We start from the raw sequence: 22,965 nt of genomic DNA, 5'->3' as shown, positions 1-22,965 counted from the left end.
CGCGCGACATTTGCAGGGGAATGCCCCGCCCGCCCCCGCTGCGCACCGCTTCAGTGCTCGATGAACTCCGGCATCCGGCGCGGCATCGAATCGGCCGGCCGCGGCGTCTGCTTGGGCGGCTCCTTGCCTGAGCTTTCGATGGGCTCGACGCGCGGGTCGTCCCAACTGCCCGTCACGGAATATTCCATGGTCATCGCGCGCGCGAGGGGCTGCTTGAGCAGCCACTGCGTCACGAAAGCCCCCAGGCCGATCAGCGGATTGACGGCCAGCGCGGTCACCATTGCCGCGCCGCTCGCATCCAGGTTGGGGATGACCACCGCCTTGAGGTCCCAGCGCTCCTTGATCAGGTTCACCCCACCGGCCAGCACGATGGCGGCGACCGGCCCGTTGATCTTGTAGCCCTCGGTGGTCAGCAAGCCGTCTGCCACCTTGACGTGGCCGCGGATGGTGTCGAAGGGAAACCCGTCGCGCAGCAGGTTGGTGGGATTGACGTCCAGGCGCGCCAGCCGTTGCAGCGATTGCAGCGACAGCAATTCCAGCAGGCGCGCCGTGCGCGAGTTCACGTGCATGAAGCGGCCGTTGTCCAGGCTGACGATCACGTCGCCCTGGACGTCCGCGATGTTGTGCGTCCAGGGCAGGTTGCGCCAGGTCGCCTTGCCCTGGACGGTGCCCTTGCCGTTGGACACGACGTTCTGGAAGCCGAGCCGGTTCATGAGCTCGCCGATGTTGTCCAGCTTTAGGGCCGCGTCGACGGCCAAGCCGCGATCCGGTCCTTCCAGGCGCCAATTGCCCGTGGCGTTCAAGGCCGCCGAATCATTGGTGATGGACAGCTTGTCCAGCCGCCAATGCCGCCCGCGCTCGAGATTCGTGCCGGTCACCTGCAGCACGCCCAGATTCTTTCCATACAGCAGGAATCGGTCGGCCTGCAGGTCGATGGCGGGAATGTCCGACAGGTCATTGCCCGACGCCAGCGCCTTGTCGGCCTCATTGGCGTCGCCCTCTCCGCCGAACGACAGGTGCTTCAGGCGCGCGGTGATCTGCCCCGCAATGGCGCCCGACGCCTCCCGCCACGCCAGCGTGCCCGCCGCCTGGCGCGATTCCAGGTCGACGCGCCACTGCGCCGGCGCGGGACGCGTCGCGTACAGCGTCAGGTCATTGAGCGTGTAGCCGCTGGCGCGCAGGACGCCGGCCGCCAGGCTGACGCGCTCCGGCTGCGGCAGGATCGGCTTGGAAGGGGCCCGGCCCTTGGCCGGCGCCACGCTGAATCCGTCCGACACCGCCTCCCATCCGTCCATGTCCAGTTCCGGAAGGCTGGCATTCAGGCTCAGCCCGCGCTCCGGCAGGCTGGCCGGCCGCCCGATGCCCAGGGCGCCGCGCGAGAAATAGGACGCCGAGCGATCGGCCGGATCCCGTTCGAACAGCGCGTTCACGTTTTCGCCCAGGTTGGCCGTCAGCCAGCGCCGGTCGCGCGCGCCGCGGTCCTGCGCCGGCGCCCATTGCACCTTCAGCGGCTGGGCGGACTTGGCGGACTTGCCCGCCGGCGCCGGCATGTCGATCGCCATGCCCACCAGGTCGGATTCGGCCGAAATGTCGATGGCGCCGCCCTTCTGGTAGCTCAACCGCCCCTTGTAGGCCGCCCGGCCCGAAAAGCGCGACATCGAGGGGGCCCGGCTCAACTGCGACAGTCCCTCCCCCGTCAACGTGCCGTCAAAGCGCAGGACGTCCGAGCCCTTCGCCAGCGCGCCCAGGATGGTGACGGGTCCGCCCAGGAATTGCGCCCGGAGGCCCTTGGTCTGCACCCCTTTTTCGGAAAACTCCAGGTCGCCGTGGATCTGGCTGAGCAGCGGAATCTCGGGCATGAAGGTGAAGGAATTGTCCGAGAACCTGATGGTCCCCTGCACCTGCGCGTCGTCCGTATGCAGCAGCGGCACCTTCAAATCCAGCGGCATGCGCCAGTCGCCCGTGCCGTGCGCCTCGTCCAGCGCGCCGTCCAGCAGCTCGCCCAGCGGCGAATTCGCGGCCAGGGCCAGATAGGCCGCCACCGGCCCCGCGGTCTCGCCCGTGAGCTGGAGCTGCGAGTTGTTTTCCATGTCGGGAATGGACGCCTTCACGGTGCCCAGCGTGATGGTGTGACCGGGACCCGTATGAGCCACGGCGCCGCCCGCGCTGTCCAGCGACAGGCTCACCTTGTCGATGCGGAAATTGCCCGACAGGTTTTCCAGCATCGGCCAGCCCTTGCTGTGCGGCCGGGCCGGCGCGTAGTCGACCTTGGCGCCGGAGTAGCCCCCGACGATGACGAATTCGCCCGCGGCGTCCGGGGCGCCAAACGGAAAGTCGTCCAGATCGCCCTTGAGGGTGATCGCCGCCGAATGCATCTGCCCGGCCGGCAGCCCGGTCGCCAGCCATTCCCGGGCATCCGCGTTGACCTCCAGCGGCAGATAGCGATGGATGGCCGGCATGGAGCCGCGGACCATCGTGCCGCGTACGTCGGCGCTGCCGGCGGCGGTCTTGCCTTCCCGGCGCCATTGGCCCTGCAGGCGCACGTCCAGGTCGTCGTTGGCCACGCGCAGCTGGGCCACGTCCACGAACCAGCTTTTCGGATCCGGGCCCTTGACCCGGGCGTCGAGCTCCAGGTCGTTCGCCAGCAGCGTGGGCGTTTCGAAAACACGCGGCACCGTCACGCGCAACTGATGCAGCGCCCCCTTGACCGCGACATCCGGCGCGCCCGCGCTGCGCGCCAGCGGCAGGCCATCGATCTGCACGAAATCGCCGGGCAGCGCCGACATCCGCACCTGCCCCGAGCCGCCCTGGACCGCGGGCCCGTCCGGCCCGGACGTCCAGGAAACGCCGCGCATCGCGACGTCGCTCGTTACCGTGGTGAACTTGCCATGGTCGAACTGCCACCACGCCCGCGCGGCCAGCCGCCCGGCCACCGGCGGCACGTCCACCCAGTGTGCCCAGGCCAGCGGCTCCACGTCATCGGCCTGGACAAAGAGCTGGCCGCTCCAGTTGGCCGGCTTTTTGGCGTCCGTCGCGAACAGGCTGCGGTTGAATTCGCCGCGCAGTTCCAGCTTGTGGGCAAGCGCGGCGCCCGCCGATGCCTGCAGCACGAAACGGTGCGACAGATTGCCGTTGCGCACCAGAAGGTCCACGCCGTCCAGCGTCAGCTCGGGCGCCTGGCGCAATTCGTCCTGCCAGCGCAGCGTGGCGTCGCGCACCAGCAGCTCGCGCTGCGCCGCCAGCCAGCGCAGGCCGGGATGATTCAGGTCGGAGGCATGGTCGCTGGTGTTGAGGTCGATGTCCTGCCCGGCCACCCACAAATGATTGGATGGGTCGCGCCGCAGGATCAGCTCCGGCCTTTCCACCCGCAGGCGCACCAGCGTGGGCGACAGCGACAGAATGCTGCGCCAGGCCACCACCGCGGACACGGACGGCAGGCTCAATACCGGACCGGCCTCGTCGTCGTGGACCTGGACGGAGGCAAGATCGAGCCTGGGATTGAGCCCCTGCCAATTCGCGTCGATCGCGCCGATCGTAACTCGGGCGCCCAACGCCTGGCTGGCGTAGGCTTCGATCTGAGGGCGCCATTGGTCCACCCGCGGGAGAACCCAATAGCGCACGCCCAGAAACCCGATGGCGACAACGCCATATACGATCAGCGCGGCCCAGAACAGGCTGCGGAGCACTTTTTTTGGAACAGACACGGATCAGTGGGCAGGAGGAGAGGTCTTGCAGTATCGTCCCCACTTATACCTGAAACACGTCCATCCGTCTGCCGCCCTTTGCACCATGTCGAATCCATCCCCCCTCGCCCCCGCCCTCGCCTGGTCCGGCCATCTGCGCCGCCGGCTCGACGCCCATCCGGACCTGGCCGCCTGGCTGGCCGAAGCCGTGAAGCAACCCGTCACGCCGGCCCTGATGGCGCAATGGCAGGCCGAACTCGCCGGCCCCGCCGCCGCGTCCGACACCCTGCCGGTGGACGTGTGCCGCATGGTGTTGCGCAAGCTGCGCGAACGCGTTTTCAGCGTGCTCATCGTGCGCGACCTGGCCGGTCAGGCCGCGCTTGAGGAAGTGGTCGGCGCCATGACCACGCTGGCGGACATGGCGGTGGCAGCCGCGTACCGCAGCGTGGCGGCGGAGCTGGCGGCGGTGCACGGCGTCCCGCGCGATCCCGCCACCGGCAAGCCGCAGGAAATGCTGATCGTGGGCATGGGCAAGCTGGGCGGCTGCGAATTGAATGTGTCGTCCGACATCGACCTCATCATGCTCTATGGCGAGGAAGGCGAAACCGACGGCCCCCGCCGCATCAGCCACCACGAGTTCTACGGGCGCCTGACGCGCCGCATGATGCCGGTGCTGTCCGAGGTGGACGCCAACGGCCAGGTGTTCCGCACCGACCTGCGCCTGCGCCCCGATGGCGATGCCGGCCCGCTGGCCTGGAGCCTCGATGCGCTGGAGCATTACCTGATCGGCCAGGGGCGCGAATGGGAACGCTACGCCTGGCTGAAAGCCCGGCTGATGCCCGCGCAGGCCTTTGAGGGCAGCGACAGCGCGGCCCAGGCCTCGCAACTGGAAAGCCTGCGCGTGCCCTTCGTCTATCGCAAGTACTTTGATTTCGACGCGCTGGCCGCCCTGCGCGCGCTGCGCGAGCGCATCCGCCAGGACTGGCAGCGCCGCGCGTCGGCGCGCAATGGCATCGACAGCGCCAACAACATCAAGCTGGGCGACGGCGGCATCCGCGAGATCGAATTCGTGGTGCAACTGGCGCAGCTCATCCGCGGCGGGCGCATGCCCGCCCTGCAAAAGCGCGGCCTGCTGGAGGCGCTGCACGCCGAATGCGTGGCCGGCCTGGTGCCCGAGGACGACGCCCGGCGCCTGGAAGACGCCTATCGTTTCCTGCGGCGCACCGAGCACGCGCTGCAATACCGGGAAGACGAGCAGACCCACCTGCTGCCCGGCGACCCAGCCCAGCGCGCCGCCCTGGCCGCGGCGCTGGGTTTCGCCCCCGACGACTTCGAAAGCACGCTGGCCGCGCACCGGGATTTCGTGTCGCAGACCTTTCGCAACGTGTTCCGCATGGTGGGCATGGGCGAGGAGGACGCCGCGCCGGCCCCCGCGGGCAGCGACGCGCCGTCCGGCCAGGACGAACCCGACAGCGAAAGCGAACTGAGCGACCAGATCCGCCAGGCTTTCGGCGACGACGCGGACGACCTGCTGCGCCGGGCCCAGACGCTGTCCGGCAGCCACCGCGTGCGCAGCCTGCCCGAAAGCAGCCGCCGCCGCATGGAGATCCTGCTGCCGGCCGCCCTGCGCGCCGCCCTGCAGACGCCGGCCCCGCGCGACGCCGCGGTCCGCCTCTTCGACCTGATCGAGAAGATCGCGCAGCGCAGCGCCTATCTGGCGCTGCTTGCCGAGTATCCGGACACGCTGGCCCGCGTGGCGCGGATGGTGGCCGCCAGCCCCTGGGCCGCGCAGTACCTGACGCAGCATCCGCTGCTGCTCGACAGCCTGATCGACTGGCGCACTCTCTTCGAAGCGCTGGACTTCAACCAGATCGCCCGCCAACTGACGGCGGACCTGGATGCGTGCCGCCTGCCGGACGGCAGCCCGGACATCGAGCGCCAGATGAATCTGATGCGCGACGTGCAGCGCCAGGCCAGCTTCCAGCTCCTGGCGCAGGACCTGGAAGGCGAACTGACGGTCGAAAAGCTGGCGGACCAGTTGTCGGCGCTGGCCGACCTGCTTCTGGCCGAAACCATCCGCCGCGCCTGGCCGCTCGTGAACAAGGTCGAGGGCGCCGAACCGCACTTTGCCGTCATCGCCTATGGCAAGCTGGGCGGCAAGGAATTGGGCTACGCGTCGGACCTGGATCTGGTCTTCCTGTTCGACGACCCGCGCGAGGACGCTGCCGAGGTCTATGCCAAGCTGGGCCGGCGCATGACGTCCTGGCTGTCGACCATGACCTCGTCGGGCCGGCTCTATGAGATTGACCTGCGCCTGCGGCCCGACGGCGACGCGGGACTGCTCGCGGTGTCGCTCGAGGCCTTCGAGCAATACCAGCACAAGCACGCCTGGGCCTGGGAACACCAGGCGCTCACCCGGGCGCGCTTTGCCGCCGGCGACGCCAGCGTGGGCGCCCGCTTCGAGAAAATCCGCGAGGACATCCTGGTGCTGCCGCGCGATACGGCGGCGCTGCGCGACGAGGTCTTGGCGATGCGCGAAAAAATCAACGCCGGCCATCCGAACACCACCGACCGATTCGACCTGAAACACGACCGCGGCGGGATGGTCGACGTGGAGTTCGTCACGCAGTATCTGGTGCTGTGCCACGCCGGCACGCATCCGGTGCTGGTGCGCAACCTCGGCAACATCGCGCTGCTGCGGCTGGCCGGCGAAGCTGGCCTGATCCCGCCGGAACTGGCGGCGCGCTCGGGGGACGCCTACCGCACCCTGCGGCGCGTCCAGCATCAGTTGCGCCTGCAGGGCGTGGAAAAGGCGCGCGTCGCGCCCGAGCAGTTGCAGGCCGAGCGGGCTGCGGTGCGCGAACTCTGGACCACGGTGCTGAGCTGACGGCAACTCGTCGTAAAATAAGGGTTTTTCCGCTTTTGCCTGCCAGCCATGTCTGAACTCGTCCGCCCCAAACTCGACCTGCCTGCCGGCCGCAGCAAGGTGCTGATGCATTCGTGCTGCGCCCCCTGTTCCGGCGAGGTCATGGAGGCCATGACCGCCTCCGGCATCGATTACGCGATCTACTTCTACAACCCGAACATCCATCCGGTCAAAGAGTACGAAATCCGCAAGCAGGAGAACATCCGCTTCGCTGAAAAGCACGGCATCGAGTTCATCGACGCCGACTACGACATGGACAACTGGTTCGAACGCGTCAAGGGCATGGAAGACGCCCCCGAGCGCGGCGAACGCTGCACGGCGTGCTTCGACATGCGCTTCGAGCGCACGGCGCTGTACGCCCACGAGCACGGTTTCGACACCATCACCAGCTCGCTCGGCATCTCGCGCTGGAAGGACATGAACCAGATCAACGGCTGCGGCGAACGCGCGGCCGCGCGCTACGACGACCTGGTCTACTGGACCTACAACTGGCGCAAGGGCGGCGGCTCGGCCCGCATGATCGAAATCAGCAAGCGCGAGAACTTCTACCAGCAGGAATATTGCGGCTGCGTCTATTCGCTGCGCGACACCAACCGCCATCGCCGCGCGCAGGGCCGCGAACGCATCCACATCGGCGTGAAGTTCTACGGCAAGGAAGACCTCATCAACGAGGAACAGCTCTGACCGCCCGCTGAGCCTGTCCCGGCGGCGCACCGCCGCCAATGAAAAAGCCTGGCAGTCCGCGCGCCGCGCGTCCTCCAGGCCTGCATCGGCGCCCCACGGGGCGCCGTTTCTCTTATGGGGCGATCAGTCCAGCGTGAGCACCGTCGCGCCCGTCGTCTTGCGCGAAGCCAGCGCGGTCTGCGCCTCGCCCGCCTGATCCAGCGAATAGCGCTGGTCGATGCGAACCTTGATCTTCTTCTTGAGCACCAGGTCGAAGAGCTCTTCGGACGCCGACTGCAGTTTTTCCAGCGTATTGACGTGGATGCCCAGCGACGGGCGCGTCACGTACAGGCTGCCCTTCTGGTTCAGCACGGCCAGGTTGACGCCGGCCACCGGACCGGACGCGTTGCCGAAGCTGACCATCAGGCCGCGCGGCTCGATGCAGTCCAGCGAGGTTTCCCAGGTGTCCTTGCCCACGCCGTCATACACCACCGGCACCTTCTTGCCGCCGGTCAGTTCCAGCACGCGCTCGACCACGTTTTCGCGCGAATAATCGATGGTTTCCCAGGCGCCGTTGGCGCGCGCCAGTTCGGCCTTTTCGGGGCTGGACACCGTGCCGATGAGCTTGACGCCCAGCGCCTTGGCCCATTGGCAGGCGATCAGCCCGACGCCGCCGGCCGCGGCATGGAACAGGATGGTCTCGCCGCCCTGCAGACGATAGGTCTGGCGGAACAGGTACTGCACCGTCAGGCCCTTGAGCATCAAGGCTGCGGCCTCGTCGAACGCGATGCCCTTGGGCACCTTGACGACCTGCGCGGCAGGCACGTTGCGCGCCTGGGCGTACGCGCCCAAGGGGCTCTGGCCGTAGGCGACGCGGTCGCCCTTCTTCAGGTGCTTGACGTCGGCGCCCACGGCGGTCACCACGCCGGCGCCTTCGAAGCCCAGGCCATGCGGCAGCGGATGCGGATACAAGCCCGTGCGGTAATAGATATCGATGAAGTTCAGCCCGGCAGCGTGCTGCTCGATCGTGACTTCGTTGGCGGCCGGCGGCGGAACTTCCACCTCAACCAGCTTCAGGACTTCGGGACCACCGTGCTGCTCGATACGAATTGCCTTGACGAGATTGCTGGCCATGCTGGCCTCCTTTCATTGGAAATTGGAAATAACGCGAACTGATCCAAAAATGCCGACCTTACCCCGGGGGAGCCACAGCGTTCACAGCGTTCACCGCGGAGATTGCCGGTCGTCCTGCCTCGCGGCCGGCCGGGCCGCGCCGCCGCCCATCAATGCGAACACGCCCGCCAGCACCAGCACGGTTCCGGCCATCTGCCACACCGTAATGGGCTCGTCCAGGAACCATGACGCCAGGAACAGCACCGATACCGGCCCGACCATGCCCAGCAGCGATGCCGTCGGCGCGCCGATCAGCGATACCGCCCACATCAGCATGAACACCGGCACCACGGTGTTGAGCGTGGCATGGATGATCGAATATTTATAGACCGCGGCAGGCTGGATCAGCATCGACGGCGGATGCACGACGAAGAACTGGATGATGCACGCCACGCACGACACGAGCATCGCGTACGCCACCAGCCGCGTCGGACCGATCCGCTTGATCAGTTCCCCGGAACAGATGAGGTACACAGAATAGCTCGCGGCGGAGCCGAAAACGAACAAAGACCCTAACAGCACCTCGCCGCCCCCGCCGAACGACAGGTCGTGCGCGAACACCAGCACCACGCCGGCGTAGGACAGCACCATGGCCAGCCATTGCCGGCGCTCGATCGGACGCTTGAACCAGATCGCGGACAACAGGACGACGAGCGAGGGAGACAGGAACAGGATCAGGCGTTCGAGGCTGGCCGTGATGTAGCGCAGGCCCAGGAAGTCCAGGAAACTGGAAAGGTAATAGCCCAGGAGGCCAAGCACGCACACCTGCACGCGCTCTTTGGTGGTCATCACGACGATTTCGCCCCGCGCCGCGCGGCGGGACTGGTGCCAGGCCACCGCCGCGAAGAACGGCATGGCGAACAGCATCCGAAAGGCGATCAGGGTGACCGCGTCGATGCCGTAGCGGTAGGTGAATTTGACGACGATGGCCTTGGCGGAAAAGAGGATCGCGCCAAGCACGGCCATGGCGATTCCGGCGGCGCGGCCGGAGGCCAGCGGAAGCGCCGTAAGCTTGGCAATACGATTCATGCGATGATTTTAAGTTCACCGCGAAAATATTTGCACACCTTCCATGACGCATTCTGCCTTTTCCGCCGCATGACCCGACACCGCGCCCTCACCTACATCCATATCGCCGCCGTGCTGTTCGGGCTGACCGGAGTCTTTGGCGAACTGATCCAGGCGAGCGCCGCGGTCATCACGCTGGGCAGGGCGGCGTTCGCCGTCATGGCGCTGGGCATCTTCGCGCGCATGCGGCGCAAGCCGCTCCTGGGCGTGCTCACCCCGGCGCAATTGTTCGTCCTGGTGATCGCCGGCGCGCTACTTGCCGCACACTGGGTCACGTTCTTCATTTCCGTGAAAGTGGGCGGCATCGCCATCGCGACGCTTGGCTTTGCCAGCTTTCCGGCGTTCATCACCCTCTTTGAAGGCCTGTTATTCCGCGAACGCGTCCGCCTGGCCGAATGGCTGCTGCTGGGGCTGGTCACCGCGGGCCTGGTGCTGGTCACCCCGTCGTTCGACCTGGCCGACCAGGGCACCATCGGCCTCGCGTGGGGCCTGCTGTCGGGCCTGAGCTTTGCGCTGCTGGCGTTGAGCAACCGGCGGTCGGCCTCGGGCATGGACCCGATGCAGGTGTCATGCTGGCAGAACCTGGTGGTTGCGCTGGTGATGGTGCCCTTCGCGGTCGGCCAACTGCCCGCCGTGCCCGCGCTGGACTGGTTCTGGCTGGCGCTGCTGGGTATCTTCTGCACCGGGCTGTCGCACTACCTGTTCGTGTCCAGCCTTACGCGCCTGAATGCCCGCAGCGCCGGCCTGGTGATCGCGCTGGAACCCGTCTATGCGATTGCCTTCGCCTGGGTGCTGTTCAGCCAGCAGCCCACGCCGCGCATGCTGGCGGGCGCCGCGCTCATCGTGGCCGCCATCGTGTGGTCGGGGCTGCGCAAGCAGACGCCGCCGTCCTCCGCCGCCGAAGCGCCCTCGAAGATACAGCCTTGACAATAACTGACTAGGCAGTAAAATTCGCCGCATGACTGCCGCGCCTTCCCCCTCCACGTCCGAACCTTCCGAGTCTCCCGTTCATTACCGCAGCGACACGCGCAGCATGGCGGACGACAACGCGGGCTTCCTGATCAAGCTGGTCTATCACTCCCTGACCCGCATGCTGGACCAGGAAATGGCGCCGCTCGATCTCACCGCCATGCAGTGGCGGCCGCTGGCCATGGTGTTCCTGGGCCGCGCCGACACGCCTGCCGAACTGGCGCGGCTCAACGACATGGACACCGGCGCCATGACCCGCGCCCTGGACCGCCTGGAAGCCAAGGGCCTGCTGCGCCGCAACCGCTGCCAGGAGGACCGCCGCGTGGTCAAGATCGAACTCACCGAACTGGGCGAAACCAAGGCCCGCCAGATCCCCGCGAACATCGCCCGCGCCCTCAATCACCACCTGCGCGGCTTCTCCACCGACGAAGTCGCCCAGCTCATGCATTTTCTGCGGCGGATGATCGCCAACGGGTCCGCATCCGGCTCGCCCGCCGAACGCTGACCCGCCGCCCCGTACCGAACCGGGGCTTTTATTTGGCATAATCTTTGCCTAGGCAAATACAGATTAATCAATTACTTTCAGCTAACAGTCAGGATGAAACGCCTTTTATCTACCGTAATGGTGCTGGCCCTCGGCGGTTGCGCGCTGATGGAACCGGCGCCGCAGCCCGTCGCGGCGCTGGACGCGGCCAAGCTTGGGCTGACCGGCCAGACCGCCGACTGGCCTGCCACGCATTGGTGGGAGCGCTACGGCGATCCGCAGCTCAATGCCCTGATGGCCGAAGCGCTGGCAAACAGTCCGTCGATGAGCGCCGCGCAGGCGCGCCTGGCCAAGGCCAACGCAGCGGTCGGCATCGCGCGCGCGCCCTTGTTGCCCCGCGTGGACGCGGGCTACACGCTCACCCGCGAGCATCTGTCCAAGGACTACATCTACCCCGCGCCGCTGGGCGGTTCCGTCGTCAGCGACAACCGGCTGGCGCTGGACTTCAGCTATGAACTGGATTTCTGGGGCAAGAACCGCTCGCGCCTGCAGTCCGCGGTGTCGCAGCAGGAAGCCGCCAGCGCCGACGCGCAAGCCGCGCGCAACCTGCTGGCCAGCGCCACCGTGCGCGCCTACCTGAACCTGCAGAACGCCTTTGCGCAGCGCGACGTGCTGAACCGGGTGATTTCGCAGCGCGCCGAAGTGCTGTCGCTGACCCAGGGCCGCTACACGGCGGGGCTGGACACCCAGGTCGAGGTCAAGCAGGCGGAATCGTCCCTCGCCTCGGGCAAGGTCGAACTGACCCAGATCGAAACCACGCTGGCGCAATTGCGCAACCAGGTCGCCGCGCTGGCGGGCGCCGGTCCGCAGCGCGGGCAGGACCTGGTCCAGGTCACGCTGACCGCGCCTTCGGGCAGCATTCCGTCCAGCGTTCCGCTCGATCTGCTGGGGCGTCGTCCCGACGTAACGGCCGCGCGCTGGCGCGCCGAGGCCGCGCGCCACGCCATCGACACGGCCAAGGCCGAGTTCTATCCCAACGTGAACCTGGCCGCTTTCGTGGGCTTCCAGGCCATCGGCACCGGCAACCTGCTGGGCGCCGACGCCCGCATGGCCGGCTTTGGCCCGGCCATCACGCTTCCCATCTTCCACGGCGGCGAGCTCAACGCCAACCTGGCAGGCCGCCGCGCCGATGCCGACCTGGCCGTGTCGGACTACAACCAGACCGTGCTGGACGCCGCGCATCAGGTCGCCGACGCGCTGGATGGCCTGCGCCTGCTGGACCAGGAAAAAGCCCAGCAACGCCAGGCGCGGGAGGCCATCGAGGCGGCCTACGCCCTGGCCGTCGATCGCTACAAGGCGGGCATGGGCAACTACATCACCGTGCTGATCGCGCAGACGGGCGTCCTCACCCAGGCTCGCCTGGACACCGATCTGCGCATCCGCGCCTACCAGCTCGACGCCAACCTGGCCACCGCCCTGGGCGGCGGCTACGCGCCCCCGGCCGAGCCCGCCCCGAACTCCATTCATTGAACGATCCCGGATTCAGACGTCATGAACGCTGCCACTCCCTCGACCCATCCCGCCCGTAAACGCCTGCTGCTGATGGCGACCGGGGCCTTTATCGTTGTCGCCATCGCCTACGGCATCTGGTGGGCGCTGTTCGGCGCGCACTTCGAAAGCACCGACGATGCCTACGTGCACGGCAACCTGGTGCAGATCACGCCGCAGGTGCCCGGCACCGTGGTGGCCATCGAAGCCGACGACACCGAAACCGTCACCGCCGGCCAGCCGCTGGTGCGACTGGATCCCGCCGATACGGACATCGCCCTGCAGCAGGCGCAGGCCAAGCTGGCCCAGACGGTGCGCCAGGTGCAGACCTATTACGTGCAGAACGATGCGCTCGCCGCCGACGTCGACCTGCGCAATGCCGACATCCTGCGCGCCCAGGCCGAGCTGACCCGCGCGCAGAGCGACGTGAAGCGCCGCCAGCAGCTCGCCAAGTCGGGCGGCGTCAGCGGCGAGGAAATCCTGCACGCCGAGGTGGCCCTGAAGTCCGCCCAGTCCGGCGTCGCGCAGGCCAAGGCGGCGTTGGCCGCCGCGAAGGCCAAGCTGGCGACCAACCAGGCCTTGACGCAAGGCACTTCCGTGGCCGAGCACCCCGATGTGCGCCAGGCGGCCGCCGAGCTGCGCAACGCCTGGCTGGCGCAATCGCGCACCGTGCTGCCCGCGCCCGTCGGCGGCGTCATCGCGCGCCGCAGCGCGCAGGTCGGCCAGCGCGTCGCCCCCGGCGCCGCGCTGATGACCGTCGTGCCGCTGGACCAGGTCTGGGTCGAGGCCAATTTCAAGGAAGGCCAGTTGCGCAAGATGCGCATCGGCCAGCCGGTCAAGATGGTGGCCGACCTGTACGGCAGCTCCGTGACCTACCACGGCACCGTCGCCGGCCTGGACGCCGGCACGGGCAGCGCCTTTGCCCTGCTCCCCGCGCAGAACGCCACCGGCAACTGGATCAAGGTCGTGCAGCGCGTACCCGTGCGCATCACGCTCGATCCCGAAGACCTGAAGCAGCATCCGCTGCGCGTGGGCCTGTCGATGGACGTGGAAGTCGACGTGGGCAAGGACGACGGCGCGCCGCTGGCCCAGGTCGCGCGCAAGGAACCGGCATGGTCGACGCGCGCGTTCGAGCCCGCGCATAAGGAAGTCGACGCCATGATCGGCAAGATCATCGCCGCCAACCTCGCATCATGAGCACCGCCGCCCAGCCCGCGGGCGCAGGCGCGCCCGGTGACGCCGCCCGCCCGCCGGGCACCTACCCGCCCCTGGAGGGCGCGACCCGCATCATCGGCTCCATCGCGCTGTCCACCGCCGTCTTCATGAACGTGCTGGACACCTCGATCGCGAACGTGTCCATCCCCACGATATCCGGCGACCTTGGCGTGAGTTCCAGCCAGGGCACCTGGGTCATCACGTCGTTCGCGGTGGCCAACGCCATCACCGTGCCGCTCACGGGCTGGCTGACGCAACGCTTCGGCCAGGTGCGCCTGTTCCTGATTTCCACCCTGCTCTTCGTGGTGGCCTCCTGGCTGTGCGGCTTCTCGCCGTCGCTGGAGGCGTTGATCGCCTTTCGCGTGCTGCAAGGAGCGGTGGCGGGCCCGATGATTCCGCTGTCGCAAGCGCTGATGCTGGCCAGCTTCCCGAAGGCCAAGGCGGGCATGGCGCTGGCGATCTGGTCCATGACCACGCTGGTGGCCCCAGTGGCCGGGCCGTTGCTGGGCGGATGGATCTCGGACAACTACACCTGGCCCTGGATCTTCTACATCAACGTGCCGGTGGGCCTGCTGGCCGCCTGGATCAGTTGGCGCATCTACGGCAAGCGCGAATCCCTGACCCGCAAGCTGCCCATCGACAAGCTCGGCCTCGTCCTGCTCGTGGTCTGGGTGGGTGCGCTGCAGATCATGCTGGACAAGGGCAAGGAACTGGACTGGTTCGCCAGTCCGACCATCATCGCGCTGGCGGCGATCGCCTTCGTGGCCTTCGTGTTCTTCCTGATCTGGGAACTGACCGACGCCCACCCCGTGGTCGACCTGCGGCTGTTCAAGATCCGAAACTTCACGGTCGGCGCGTTGACGCTGGCGGTGGCCTATGGCGTCTTCTTCGGCAACGTGGTGCTGCTGCCCCTGTGGCTGCAAAGCAATATGGGCTACACCGCGACCTACGCGGGTCTGGTGACCGCCCCCGTCGGCCTGCTCGCCATCCTGCTCACGCCCATCGTGGGCAAGATGCTGGCCACGCGTGATCCCAGGCAGATCGTGACCGTCGCCTTCCTGATCTTTGCGCTGGTCTGCTTCATGCGCTCGGGCTTCAACACCCAGACGGACGTGCGCACGCTGATGATCCCGACCATCATCCAGGGCGCGGCGATGGCGGCGTTCTTCGTGCCGCTCACCTCCATCACGCTGTCCAGCATCGAGCCATGGCGCATCCCGGCGGCGTCGGGCCTGTCGAACTTCCTGCGGTTGACGGCGGGCGCGTTCGGCACGTCGATCTCCACCACGCTGTGGGAAAACCGCGCAACCCTGCACCACGCGCAGTTGACCGAGGTTGCCAAGCCGGGCCAGCAGGCGTTCGACCAGACCATGAACACCCTGCAGAACGGGCTGGGCGTCACGCATCAACAGGCGCTCACGATGGTCGACGGCCTGATCAACGCGCAGGCCTTCACGATGTCGGCGACGGACGTGTTCTATGCGTCCGCGCTCATCTTCCTGCTGCTGACGGGCCTGGTCTGGTTCGCCCGGCCCCGGTCGGCCAAGGCGGGCGGCGACGGCGCGGCGGAAGCGGCGGCGGGCGCCCACTGAGCCGCCCTGTTGCCAGACGCAAACAAGGCGCCTCGCGGCGCCTTGTCCTTTTGGCAGCGTGCCCGTCAGTCCCTGAGCAGCGTTTGCCAGTCCCGGCGTTCGATGATGTCGGCCGACAGCGCACTGATCGGAGACAGATTGAACACGGACACCCCTCGCGCGCGCCAGAGCGCCGATGCAAAGCGGAACGACGGTTCGATGAGGCGCGGAAAGTTGCGTGTCAACCGGCTGGTCTGGGGCTTTCCCCCCTCGTCGTAGAAACGCAATCCGCCCTGCAGGGTCAGGTCCAGCCCGTGCACGTAGACCTCGCGCGCGCCGCCGGACACCAAAACCTGCAAGGCGGCGTAGGCGACGGTATCGGCATCGAAGACCCCGAGCGAGGCGTCGAAGCTGTAGCCCAGTCCCTGCTTGGCGTCCAGCAGTTGGACGTCGGGCGAAGCGGCGGCAATGCGCTTGAGCACGGCCGGCGCCACGCTGCGCTCGTAGGCCCGCCTGGAGATCAGTTCGATGATGCAGATGCGGCAGCGGATCTGCTCCTGGGGAATGCCCTGCATGATGTAGCGCAGCACCTCGGGGAACACATACAGCGTGAGGTCCCGCGCCACGATCTCGCGCACCAGGTCGATGCGGTCGCGCACGAAATTCTGGTCGATGATGCAGTAGTACTTGAATTGCAGATCGAACTTGCGCGACAGCGCGATGGCGCCATTGACGCCCATCGCGACGCCGATGTTCATCCGGTCATAGGGAATCTCGGCGATCGACGGGCCACTCAGGATCAGGTGCACCACCTTGTCGGCAGGGTCGTAGCCCTGCGACAGGGGCGTGACGGGCAGAGAACGGCCGAAGGCGCGAAAACCGCTGATCGCGCCGTCCTTGTCCCGCCAGATTCGTACGAACGGCCACAGGTGTTGATTGTGCCGCTGAGTGCGCGAGCGCAGCATGCGGAAAAGCTTGCGCACGAAGCGGTCGGCCCGCCCGCCGCCCACGTGGTCGGAGGGGGGAGAAAAAATCGAGTCGTTCATCTACCAATCGGACAGGCCTGCCCGCCAAAGCACTCAACCAGCCTTGACCAGCGACGCGATTGCGTCGCCGACTTCGGCCGTCGAGGCGTTGCCTTTCATATCCCGCGTCCGCGGCCCGTCAGCCAGCACGGATTCGATCGCCTTCACGACCGCGGCCGAAGCGTCGGGATACCCCAAGAAATCCAGCATCAATGCCCCGCTCCAGATCTGCCCGATCGGGTTGGCGATGCCCTTGCCATAGATGTCGGGCGCCGAACCATGCACCGGTTCGAAGAGCGACGGGAACTTGCGCTCCGGGTTCAGGTTTGCAGACGGGGCGATACCGATCGTGCCGGTGCATGCCGGTCCCAGGTCGGAGAGAATGTCTCCGAACAGGTTGGAGGCCACCACCACGTCGAACCAGTCGGGATGCTGCACGAAGTGCGCGCACAGGATATCGATGTGATATTTGTCCCAGCGCACGTCCGGATAGTTCCCGGCCATCTCGGCGACGCGCTCGTCCCACCAGGGCATCGAAATCGAAATGCCATTGGACTTGGTGGCCGCGGTCAGGTGCTTGCCGCGCTTTTGCGCCAATTCGAACGCGAACTTCAGCACGCGCTCGGCGCCAATGCGCGTGAACACGCTTTCCTGGATCACCACCTCGCGGTCGGTGCCCTCGAACAGGCGGCCGCCGCTATTGGAGTATTCGCCTTCGGTGTTCTCGCGCACGATGAAGAAATCGATCTCGCCGGGCTGACGGTTGGCAAGCGGCGACGGCACGCCAGGCATCAGGCGCACCGGGCGCAGGTTGATGTACTGGTCGAATTCACGGCGGAACTTGAAGAGCGAGCCCCACAGCGCCTCGTGGTCGGGCACCGTGGCGGGCCAGCCGATCGAGCCGAAGAAAATGGCTTCGTGCTGGCCGATCTGCGCCTTCCAGTCGTCGGGCATCATCTTGCCATGCTTGGCGTAGTAGTCGCAGCTCCAGTCGAAGTGGTCCCACTGGAACGCGATATCGAACCGCGTCGCCACCGCATCGAGCACCTTCAACCCTTCCGGCACGACCTCCTTGCCGATCCCGTCTCCTGGAAGCACTGCAATCTTGTGTTTCTTAGCCACCACGTTTTCCTTTGGTTTTCATTGGTTCAACGCCCGCAATCTTAGGCATAAATGCGGGCAACACAACACCCCCCGTTACAAAACCAACGGGAGGCGAGGCGTCGATGACTGCCGATGCGGCTCAGCGACGGCCTTTCGAGCCCAGCAGCGACCCCAATATCCCGCGCGTCAGTTCGCGGGCAATGGAGCGCGCCGAGCTCTTGGCGAAGGTCTGCACCACCCCGTCGCGCTTGCCGCCGCGCGGTCCGGTCGATCCGAACAGCACGTCCTTCAGGCTGTCCATCAGGCCGCCGCTCTCTTCGGCAGGCGGCTGGCCGGACCGGGCAGACGGCTGTCCAGGCCTGGCCGGATCATCCTGCGCCACCTGGGGATCGGCCGGCACGGCCGCGCGACCGGCCAGGATTTCATAGGCGGACTCCCGGTCCACCGCCTTTTCATACTTGGCCGCCAGGGGATTGCCCTGGCGCAGCGCCTGCCGCTCGGCATCCGTGGCCGGCCCGATGCGGCTGCCAGGGGGCACGATATACGCGCGCTCGGTCGGCATCGGCCGCCCCTTGGCATCGAGCAGCGACACCAGGGCCTCGCCAACGCCAAGTTCCGTGATGGCGGCCTCGATATCCAGGCCGGGATTGGGGCGCATGGTCTGGGCGGCCGTTTTGACGGCCTTCTGGTCGCGCGGCGTGAACGCACGCAAGGCGTGCTGCACGCGGTTGCCCAACTGGCCCAGCACGGTATCGGGGATGTCCAGGGGGTTCTGCGTCACGAAGTACACGCCCACGCCCTTGGAACGCACCAGGCGCACCACCTGCTCGATCTTGGTCAGCAGCGCCTGGGGCGCGTCGTTGAACAGCAGGTGCGCTTCGTCGAAGAAGAACACAAGCTTGGGCTGGTCCATGTCGCCCACTTCGGGCAGCTTTTCATACAGGTCGGCCAGCAGCCACAGCAGGAAGATGGCATACAGGCGCGGCGCCTGCATCAGCTTGTCGGCGGCCAGGATGTTGACGATGCCGCGCCCCTGGGCGTCCGTGCGCATCAGGTCGGCGACGTCCAGCATCGGTTCGCCGAAGAACTTTTCGGCGCCCTGGGATTCCAGCGCCAAGAGGCCCCGCTGGATGGCGCCGACGCTGGCCGAGGACACATTGCCATACCGCGTCTTGAGCTCGGCCGAGCGGTCGGCCACGTTCTGCAGCATCGCCCGCAGGTCCTTCAGGTCCAGCAGCAGTTGCCCCTCGTCGTCGGCCACCTTGAAAACCAGGGTCAGGACCCCTTCCTGCGTGTCGTTCAATTCCAGGATGCGCGACAACAGCAGCGGGCCCATGTCCGTGATGGTGGCTCGCACCGGCAGGCCCTGCTCGCCGTAGACGTCCCATAGCGCAACGGGGCTGGCGCCCCAGGCCGGTTCGGCCAGGCCCAGGTTCTTGAGGCGTTCCTGCAGCTTCGGGCTGGCCACGCCCGCCTGCGAAATGCCGGTCAGGTCGCCCTTGACGTCGGCCATGAATACCGGCGTGCCGATCCGGGAAAAGGATTCGGCCAGGACCTGCAAGGTGACGGTCTTGCCGGTGCCGGTGGCGCCCGTGATGCACCCGTGGCGGTTGGCCAGGGCCGGCAGCAGCCCCAACTCGGTCTGCGCGTTCTTGGCGATGACAAGGGGGTTGGACATGTGCGGCTCCGGACCAGGGATTCAAAAGGATGCCCAAGTGTAGAGCCTGCCGCCCGCCTTGTGCGCGTGGCTATATGGACACATGCAGCCCTCTGGCCGGACGCGAGGGCCGCCGGCACGGTAAAATGCCGTCTTTGCAGACACATTTTCCTGGGAAGCCATGGCCGGACACAGCAAATGGGCCAATATTCAGCACCGCAAAGGGCGCCAAGACGCCAAGCGCGGAAAGCTCTGGACCAAGATCATTCGTGAAATCACCGTGGCGGCGCGCGCCGGCGGCCCCGACCCGGACAGCAACCCGCGCTTGCGCATGGCCTGGGACAAGGCAACCGACGCCAACATGCCCAAGGACAACATCCAGCGCGCCATCCAGCGCGGCGCCGGTGGCGCCGACGGCGAAGCCTACGAAGAAGTCCGCTACGAAGGCTACGGCATCGGCGGCGCGGCCGTGATCGTCGACTGCATGACCGACAACCGCACCCGCACCGTGGCCGAAGTCCGCCACGCCTTCTCCAAGAACGGCGGCAACCTCGGCCAGGAAGGCTCCGTGGCCTTCATGTTCAAGCACTGCGGCCAATTCGTGTTCGCCCCCGGCACCCCGGAAGACAAGGTCATGGAAGCCGCCCTCGAGGCCGGCGCCGAAGACGTCACCACCGACGAAGAAGGCGTGATCGAAGTCGTCTGCGCCCCGTCCGACTACGCCGCCGTGCGCAAGGCGTTCGACGACGCCGGCCTGAAGGCCGAAGTCGACGGCATCGTCATGAAAGCCCTGAACGAAACCGAACTGGCTGGCGACGACGCCGCCAAGATGCAGAAACTGCTCGACGCGCTGGAAAGCCTGGACGACGTGCAGGAAGTCTATACAAACGTCGTTTTCGACGAAGCGCAGTAAATCCCCCTTTTCCTGGCGCGCAGGCGGCACCGCCCGCCGGCGCGCCAGGGTGTAATCCGGATCCGCGCCGTATCGGATCCGTTGCCTTCTCCACGGGCCAGGGCCCCTCACGGATCCTGGCGTGGCAACCACTCAGACTCACGCAACATGAAACTCCTGGTAATTGGCTCGGGCGGCCGCGAACATGCCCTCGCCTGGCGGCTGGCCCGCTCCCCGCGCGTACACAAGGTGTACGTCGCCCCGGGTAACGGCGGCACGCAACGGGCCGAGCAGATGGAGAACATCGCGCTCACCAATGCCGAGGAACTGGCTGATTTCGTCCAGCGCGAGGGCATCGCCCTGACGGTCGTCGGCCCCGAGGCGCCGCTGGCCGCCGGCGTCGTCGACGTCTTCCGCGCCCGCGGCCTGAAGATCTTCGGGCCCACCAAGGCCGCCGCGCAGCTCGAAAGCTCCAAGGACTACGCCAAGGCCTTCATGGTCCGGCACAACATCCCGACCGCGCGCTACGAGACCTTCACCGATCCGGCCAAGGCCCATGCCTACATCGACCAGGAAGGCGCCCCCATCGTGATCAAGGCCGACGGCCTGGCCGCCGGCAAGGGCGTCGTGGTCGCCGCCACGCTGGAAGAAGCGCACGCCGCCGTCGACGCCATGCTGGGCGACGGCTCCATGGGCGTGGCGGGCGCCCGCGTCGTCATCGAGGAATGCCTGGTCGGCGAGGAAGCCAGCTTCATCGTCATGTGCGACGGCCGCAACGTGCTCGCCCTGGCCACCAGCCAGGACCACAAGCGCCTGCAGGACGGCGACCGCGGCCCCAACACGGGCGGCATGGGCGCCTATTCGCCCGCGCCCATCGTCACCCCCGAACTCCACCACCGCATCATGCGCGAAATCATCCTGCCCACCGTGCAGGGCATGACGCGCGACGGCATCCCCTACACCGGCTTCCTGTACGCCGGCCTGATGATCGCCCCCGGCGATGATCCCGACCGCGACATCAAGACTCTGGAATTCAACTGCCGCATGGGCGACCCCGAAACCCAGCCCATCATGATGCGCGTCAAGAGCGACCTGCTGGATGCCCTGGAGCATGCGGTGGAAGGCACGCTCGACCAGGCCGACATCGTCTGGGACCGCCGCACCGCCCTGGGCGCCGTGCTGGCCGCGCACAACTATCCGAACACCCCGCGCACGGGCGACGTCATCCGCGGCCTGCCCGCCGACGCCGAAGACTGCATGGTCTTCCATGCGGCCACCAAGCTCGACGGCGACGAAACCAAGACCACGGGCGGACGCGTGCTGTGCGTCACGGCGCTGGGCGATTCCGTCAAGATGGCGCGCGACCGCGTCTACGAAGCCATCGACGGCATCCACTTCGACGGCCGCCAGTACCGCACCGACATCGGCTGGCGCGCGCTCAAGCCGTCGCAGCAAAAGCCCAAGTCCAACGCGTAATCCGGAACCGCCCATGACCGCTCTGCCCGTCTCCGCCGTCCGGGACTACCTCACCGGCCTGCAGGCCCGCATCGTGGGTGCGCTGGAAGCCGCCGAAGGCGGCCCCTTCCGCGCCGACGAATGGGTGCGGCCCGAGGGCGGCGGCGGGCTGTCGCGCCTGCTCGAAGGCGGCCAGCTCTTCGAACGCGCGGGCGTGCTGTTCAGCCATGTCCAGGGCACCAAGCTGCCTCCGTCCGCCAGCGCGCACCGTCCCGAGCTTGCCGGCCGCTCCTGGGAGGCGATGGGCGTGTCCATGGTGCTGCATCCGCGCAATCCCTACGTGCCCACCACGCACATGAACGTGCGCATGTTCGTCGCCGCGGCCCGGCCCGGCCATGACGAGGCCGATGTCTTCTGGTTCGGCGGGGGCATCGACCTGACGCCCTACTATCCTTTCGAGGAAGACGCGCACCACTTCCACACGGTATGCCGGGATGCGCTGGCGCCCCACGGGCCCGATTACTACCCGCGCTTCAAGCGCTGGTGCGACGAATACTTCTTCCTCAAGCATCGCAACGAAACCCGCGGCATCGGCGGCGTCTTCTTCGACGACCTGAACGCCCCCGGCTTCGATGCCTCCTTCGCCCTGACCCGGTCCGTCGGCGACGCCTTCCTGGACAGCTACCTGCCCATCGTCGAAAAGCGGCGCGGCATCGCCTACACCGAGCACGAACGCGATTTCCAGGCCTATCGGCGCGGCCGCTACGTCGAATTCAACCTGGTCTTCGATCGCGGCACGTTGTTCGGCCTGCAATCCGGCGGGCGCACCGAATCGATCCTGCTGTCCATGCCGCCGCTGGCCCATTGGCGCTATGACTGGCAGCCGCAAGCCGGCACGCCCGAGGCCGAACTGGCCGCGTTCCTCAAACCGCGGGACTGGGTTTGAAGCGCATCGGCCTGCTGGGCGGCAGCTTCGACCCCGTCCACGTCGCCCACATCGCCCTGGCGCAGAACGCCCTGCAATCGCTCGGCCTGGCCCAGGTGCAACTCATCCCCGCCGCCAATCCCTGGCAGCGGGCCGCGCTGAACGCGACCGGCGAACAGCGCCGCCAGATGCTGGAACTGGCCATCGCCGGCCACCCGGGCCTGGCGGTCAATCCCATCGAAATCGAGCGCGGCGGCGCCACGTACACCATCGACACGCTGCGCGCCCTGCCGCAGGACGCGCGCTATGTGTGGCTGCTGGGCGCCGACCAACTCGCCAATTTCTGCACCTGGCGCAACTGGCGCGACATTTCCAGCCTGGTCGACCTGGCCGTGGCCACCCGCCCCGGCACGGCCCTCAGCGCACCGCCGGAACTGGCGCAATGGCTGCGGGAACAAGGCCGCGAACTGCAGGAACTGCCTTTCCCGCCCATGCCGGTCTCGGCGTCCGACATCCGCCGGCGGCTGGCGCAGGGCGAATCCACCGACGGACTGCTCGACGCTCGCGTCGCCGCGTATATTGCAGCGCACAAACTCTACCGATAAAC

At 67.2% G+C, this 22,965-nt stretch carries 17 protein-coding genes; 11 read left to right on the top strand and 6 right to left on the bottom strand.

Annotated elements, in window-relative coordinates:
• Positions 1-50 precede the first annotated feature (50 nt).
• Positions 51-3,686, bottom strand: a complete 3,636-nt coding sequence (locus tag BXA00_RS18195; protein WP_083714282.1) for a YhdP family protein — start codon at positions 3,684-3,686, stop codon at positions 51-53.
• Between the two features lie 103 nt (positions 3,687-3,789).
• Here BXA00_RS18195 and glnE point away from each other — a divergent pair, with 103 nt between their 5' ends.
• Together glnE and BXA00_RS18185 are read left to right on the top strand one after the other, a co-directional pair.
• Positions 3,790-6,570: a bifunctional [glutamate--ammonia ligase]-adenylyl-L-tyrosine phosphorylase/[glutamate--ammonia-ligase] adenylyltransferase gene (gene glnE / locus BXA00_RS18190; RefSeq protein WP_076519874.1), complete on the top strand. Its 2,781-nt coding sequence runs from the start codon at positions 3,790-3,792 to the stop codon at positions 6,568-6,570.
• A 48-nt stretch (positions 6,571-6,618) separates the two neighbouring features.
• Positions 6,619-7,293 carry an epoxyqueuosine reductase QueH gene (locus BXA00_RS18185; RefSeq protein ID WP_076519873.1) on the top strand — a complete coding sequence of 225 codons (675 nt, stop codon included), beginning with the start codon at positions 6,619-6,621 and terminating at the stop codon, positions 7,291-7,293.
• A 123-nt stretch (positions 7,294-7,416) separates the two neighbouring features.
• Here the strand turns inward: BXA00_RS18185 and BXA00_RS18180 are convergent, their stop codons facing one another.
• Positions 7,417-8,406, bottom strand: a complete 990-nt coding sequence (locus tag BXA00_RS18180; RefSeq protein ID WP_076519872.1) for a quinone oxidoreductase — start codon at positions 8,404-8,406, stop codon at positions 7,417-7,419.
• Positions 8,407-8,496: 90 nt separating this feature from the next.
• A complete protein-coding gene (locus BXA00_RS18175; protein WP_076519871.1) occupies positions 8,497-9,474 on the bottom strand; it encodes a DMT family transporter in 978 nt (325 codons plus the stop codon).
• Between the two features lie 69 nt (positions 9,475-9,543).
• On the opposite strand from BXA00_RS18175, the gene BXA00_RS18170 reads away from it, so the two are divergent.
• The 5 genes from BXA00_RS18170 to BXA00_RS18150 all read left to right on the top strand — a co-directional run bounded on the left by BXA00_RS18170 (position 9,544) and on the right by BXA00_RS18150 (position 15,321).
• Positions 9,544-10,440, top strand: a complete 897-nt coding sequence (locus tag BXA00_RS18170) for a DMT family transporter (protein WP_076521999.1) — start codon at positions 9,544-9,546, stop codon at positions 10,438-10,440.
• Positions 10,441-10,471: 31 nt separating this feature from the next.
• Positions 10,472-10,987, top strand: coding sequence for a MarR family winged helix-turn-helix transcriptional regulator (locus BXA00_RS18165; RefSeq protein ID WP_076519870.1), 516 nt, complete (start codon positions 10,472-10,474; stop codon positions 10,985-10,987).
• 93 nt (positions 10,988-11,080) lie between these two features.
• Positions 11,081-12,496 carry an efflux transporter outer membrane subunit gene (locus tag BXA00_RS18160; protein WP_076519869.1) on the top strand — a complete coding sequence of 472 codons (1,416 nt, stop codon included), beginning with the start codon at positions 11,081-11,083 and terminating at the stop codon, positions 12,494-12,496.
• Between the two features lie 21 nt (positions 12,497-12,517).
• Complete coding sequence (locus BXA00_RS18155; RefSeq protein ID WP_076519868.1) at positions 12,518-13,711, top strand: efflux RND transporter periplasmic adaptor subunit; 1,194 nt, start codon at positions 12,518-12,520, stop codon at positions 13,709-13,711.
• Positions 13,708-15,321, top strand: coding sequence for a DHA2 family efflux MFS transporter permease subunit (locus tag BXA00_RS18150; RefSeq protein ID WP_076519867.1), 1,614 nt, complete (start codon positions 13,708-13,710; stop codon positions 15,319-15,321). The genes BXA00_RS18155 and BXA00_RS18150 overlap by 4 nt, the downstream gene beginning before the upstream one ends.
• Before the next feature lie 65 nt (positions 15,322-15,386).
• Here BXA00_RS18150 and BXA00_RS18145 read toward each other — a convergent pair whose 3' ends face one another.
• From BXA00_RS18145 to BXA00_RS18135, 3 genes are all read right to left on the bottom strand, one after another.
• On the bottom strand, positions 15,387-16,346 hold the full coding sequence (locus tag BXA00_RS18145; protein ID WP_076519866.1) for a hypothetical protein: 960 nt from the start codon (positions 16,344-16,346) through the stop codon (positions 15,387-15,389).
• Positions 16,347-16,379: 33 nt separating this feature from the next.
• Positions 16,380-17,447, bottom strand: coding sequence for a tartrate dehydrogenase (locus tag BXA00_RS18140; RefSeq protein ID WP_076519865.1), 1,068 nt, complete (start codon positions 17,445-17,447; stop codon positions 16,380-16,382).
• A 121-nt stretch (positions 17,448-17,568) separates the two neighbouring features.
• Positions 17,569-19,107, bottom strand: a complete 1,539-nt coding sequence (locus BXA00_RS18135) for a helicase HerA-like C-terminal domain-containing protein (protein WP_076519864.1) — start codon at positions 19,105-19,107, stop codon at positions 17,569-17,571.
• A 160-nt stretch (positions 19,108-19,267) separates the two neighbouring features.
• Here BXA00_RS18135 and BXA00_RS18130 point away from each other — a divergent pair, with 160 nt between their 5' ends.
• The 4 genes from BXA00_RS18130 to nadD all read left to right on the top strand — a co-directional run bounded on the left by BXA00_RS18130 (position 19,268) and on the right by nadD (position 22,963).
• Positions 19,268-19,999, top strand: coding sequence for a YebC/PmpR family DNA-binding transcriptional regulator (locus tag BXA00_RS18130; protein WP_076519863.1), 732 nt, complete (start codon positions 19,268-19,270; stop codon positions 19,997-19,999).
• A 147-nt stretch (positions 20,000-20,146) separates the two neighbouring features.
• A complete protein-coding gene (gene purD / locus BXA00_RS18125; RefSeq protein WP_076519862.1) occupies positions 20,147-21,454 on the top strand; it encodes a phosphoribosylamine--glycine ligase in 1,308 nt (435 codons plus the stop codon).
• 13 nt (positions 21,455-21,467) lie between these two features.
• Positions 21,468-22,379 (top strand): oxygen-dependent coproporphyrinogen oxidase, encoded by a 912-nt coding sequence (gene hemF / locus BXA00_RS18120; protein WP_076519861.1) that lies wholly within the window; start codon positions 21,468-21,470, stop codon positions 22,377-22,379.
• Positions 22,376-22,963, top strand: a complete 588-nt coding sequence (nadD, locus tag BXA00_RS18115; RefSeq protein WP_076519860.1) for a nicotinate (nicotinamide) nucleotide adenylyltransferase — start codon at positions 22,376-22,378, stop codon at positions 22,961-22,963. Before hemF ends, nadD begins: the two co-directional genes overlap by 4 nt.
• Positions 22,964-22,965 lie beyond the last annotated feature (2 nt).

This window comes from Achromobacter sp. MFA1 R4 (genome assembly GCF_900156745.1).
Taxonomy (GTDB): Bacteria; Pseudomonadota; Gammaproteobacteria; order Burkholderiales; family Burkholderiaceae_B; genus Achromobacter.
This window is presented reverse-complemented; position numbering and strand designations above follow the sequence as displayed.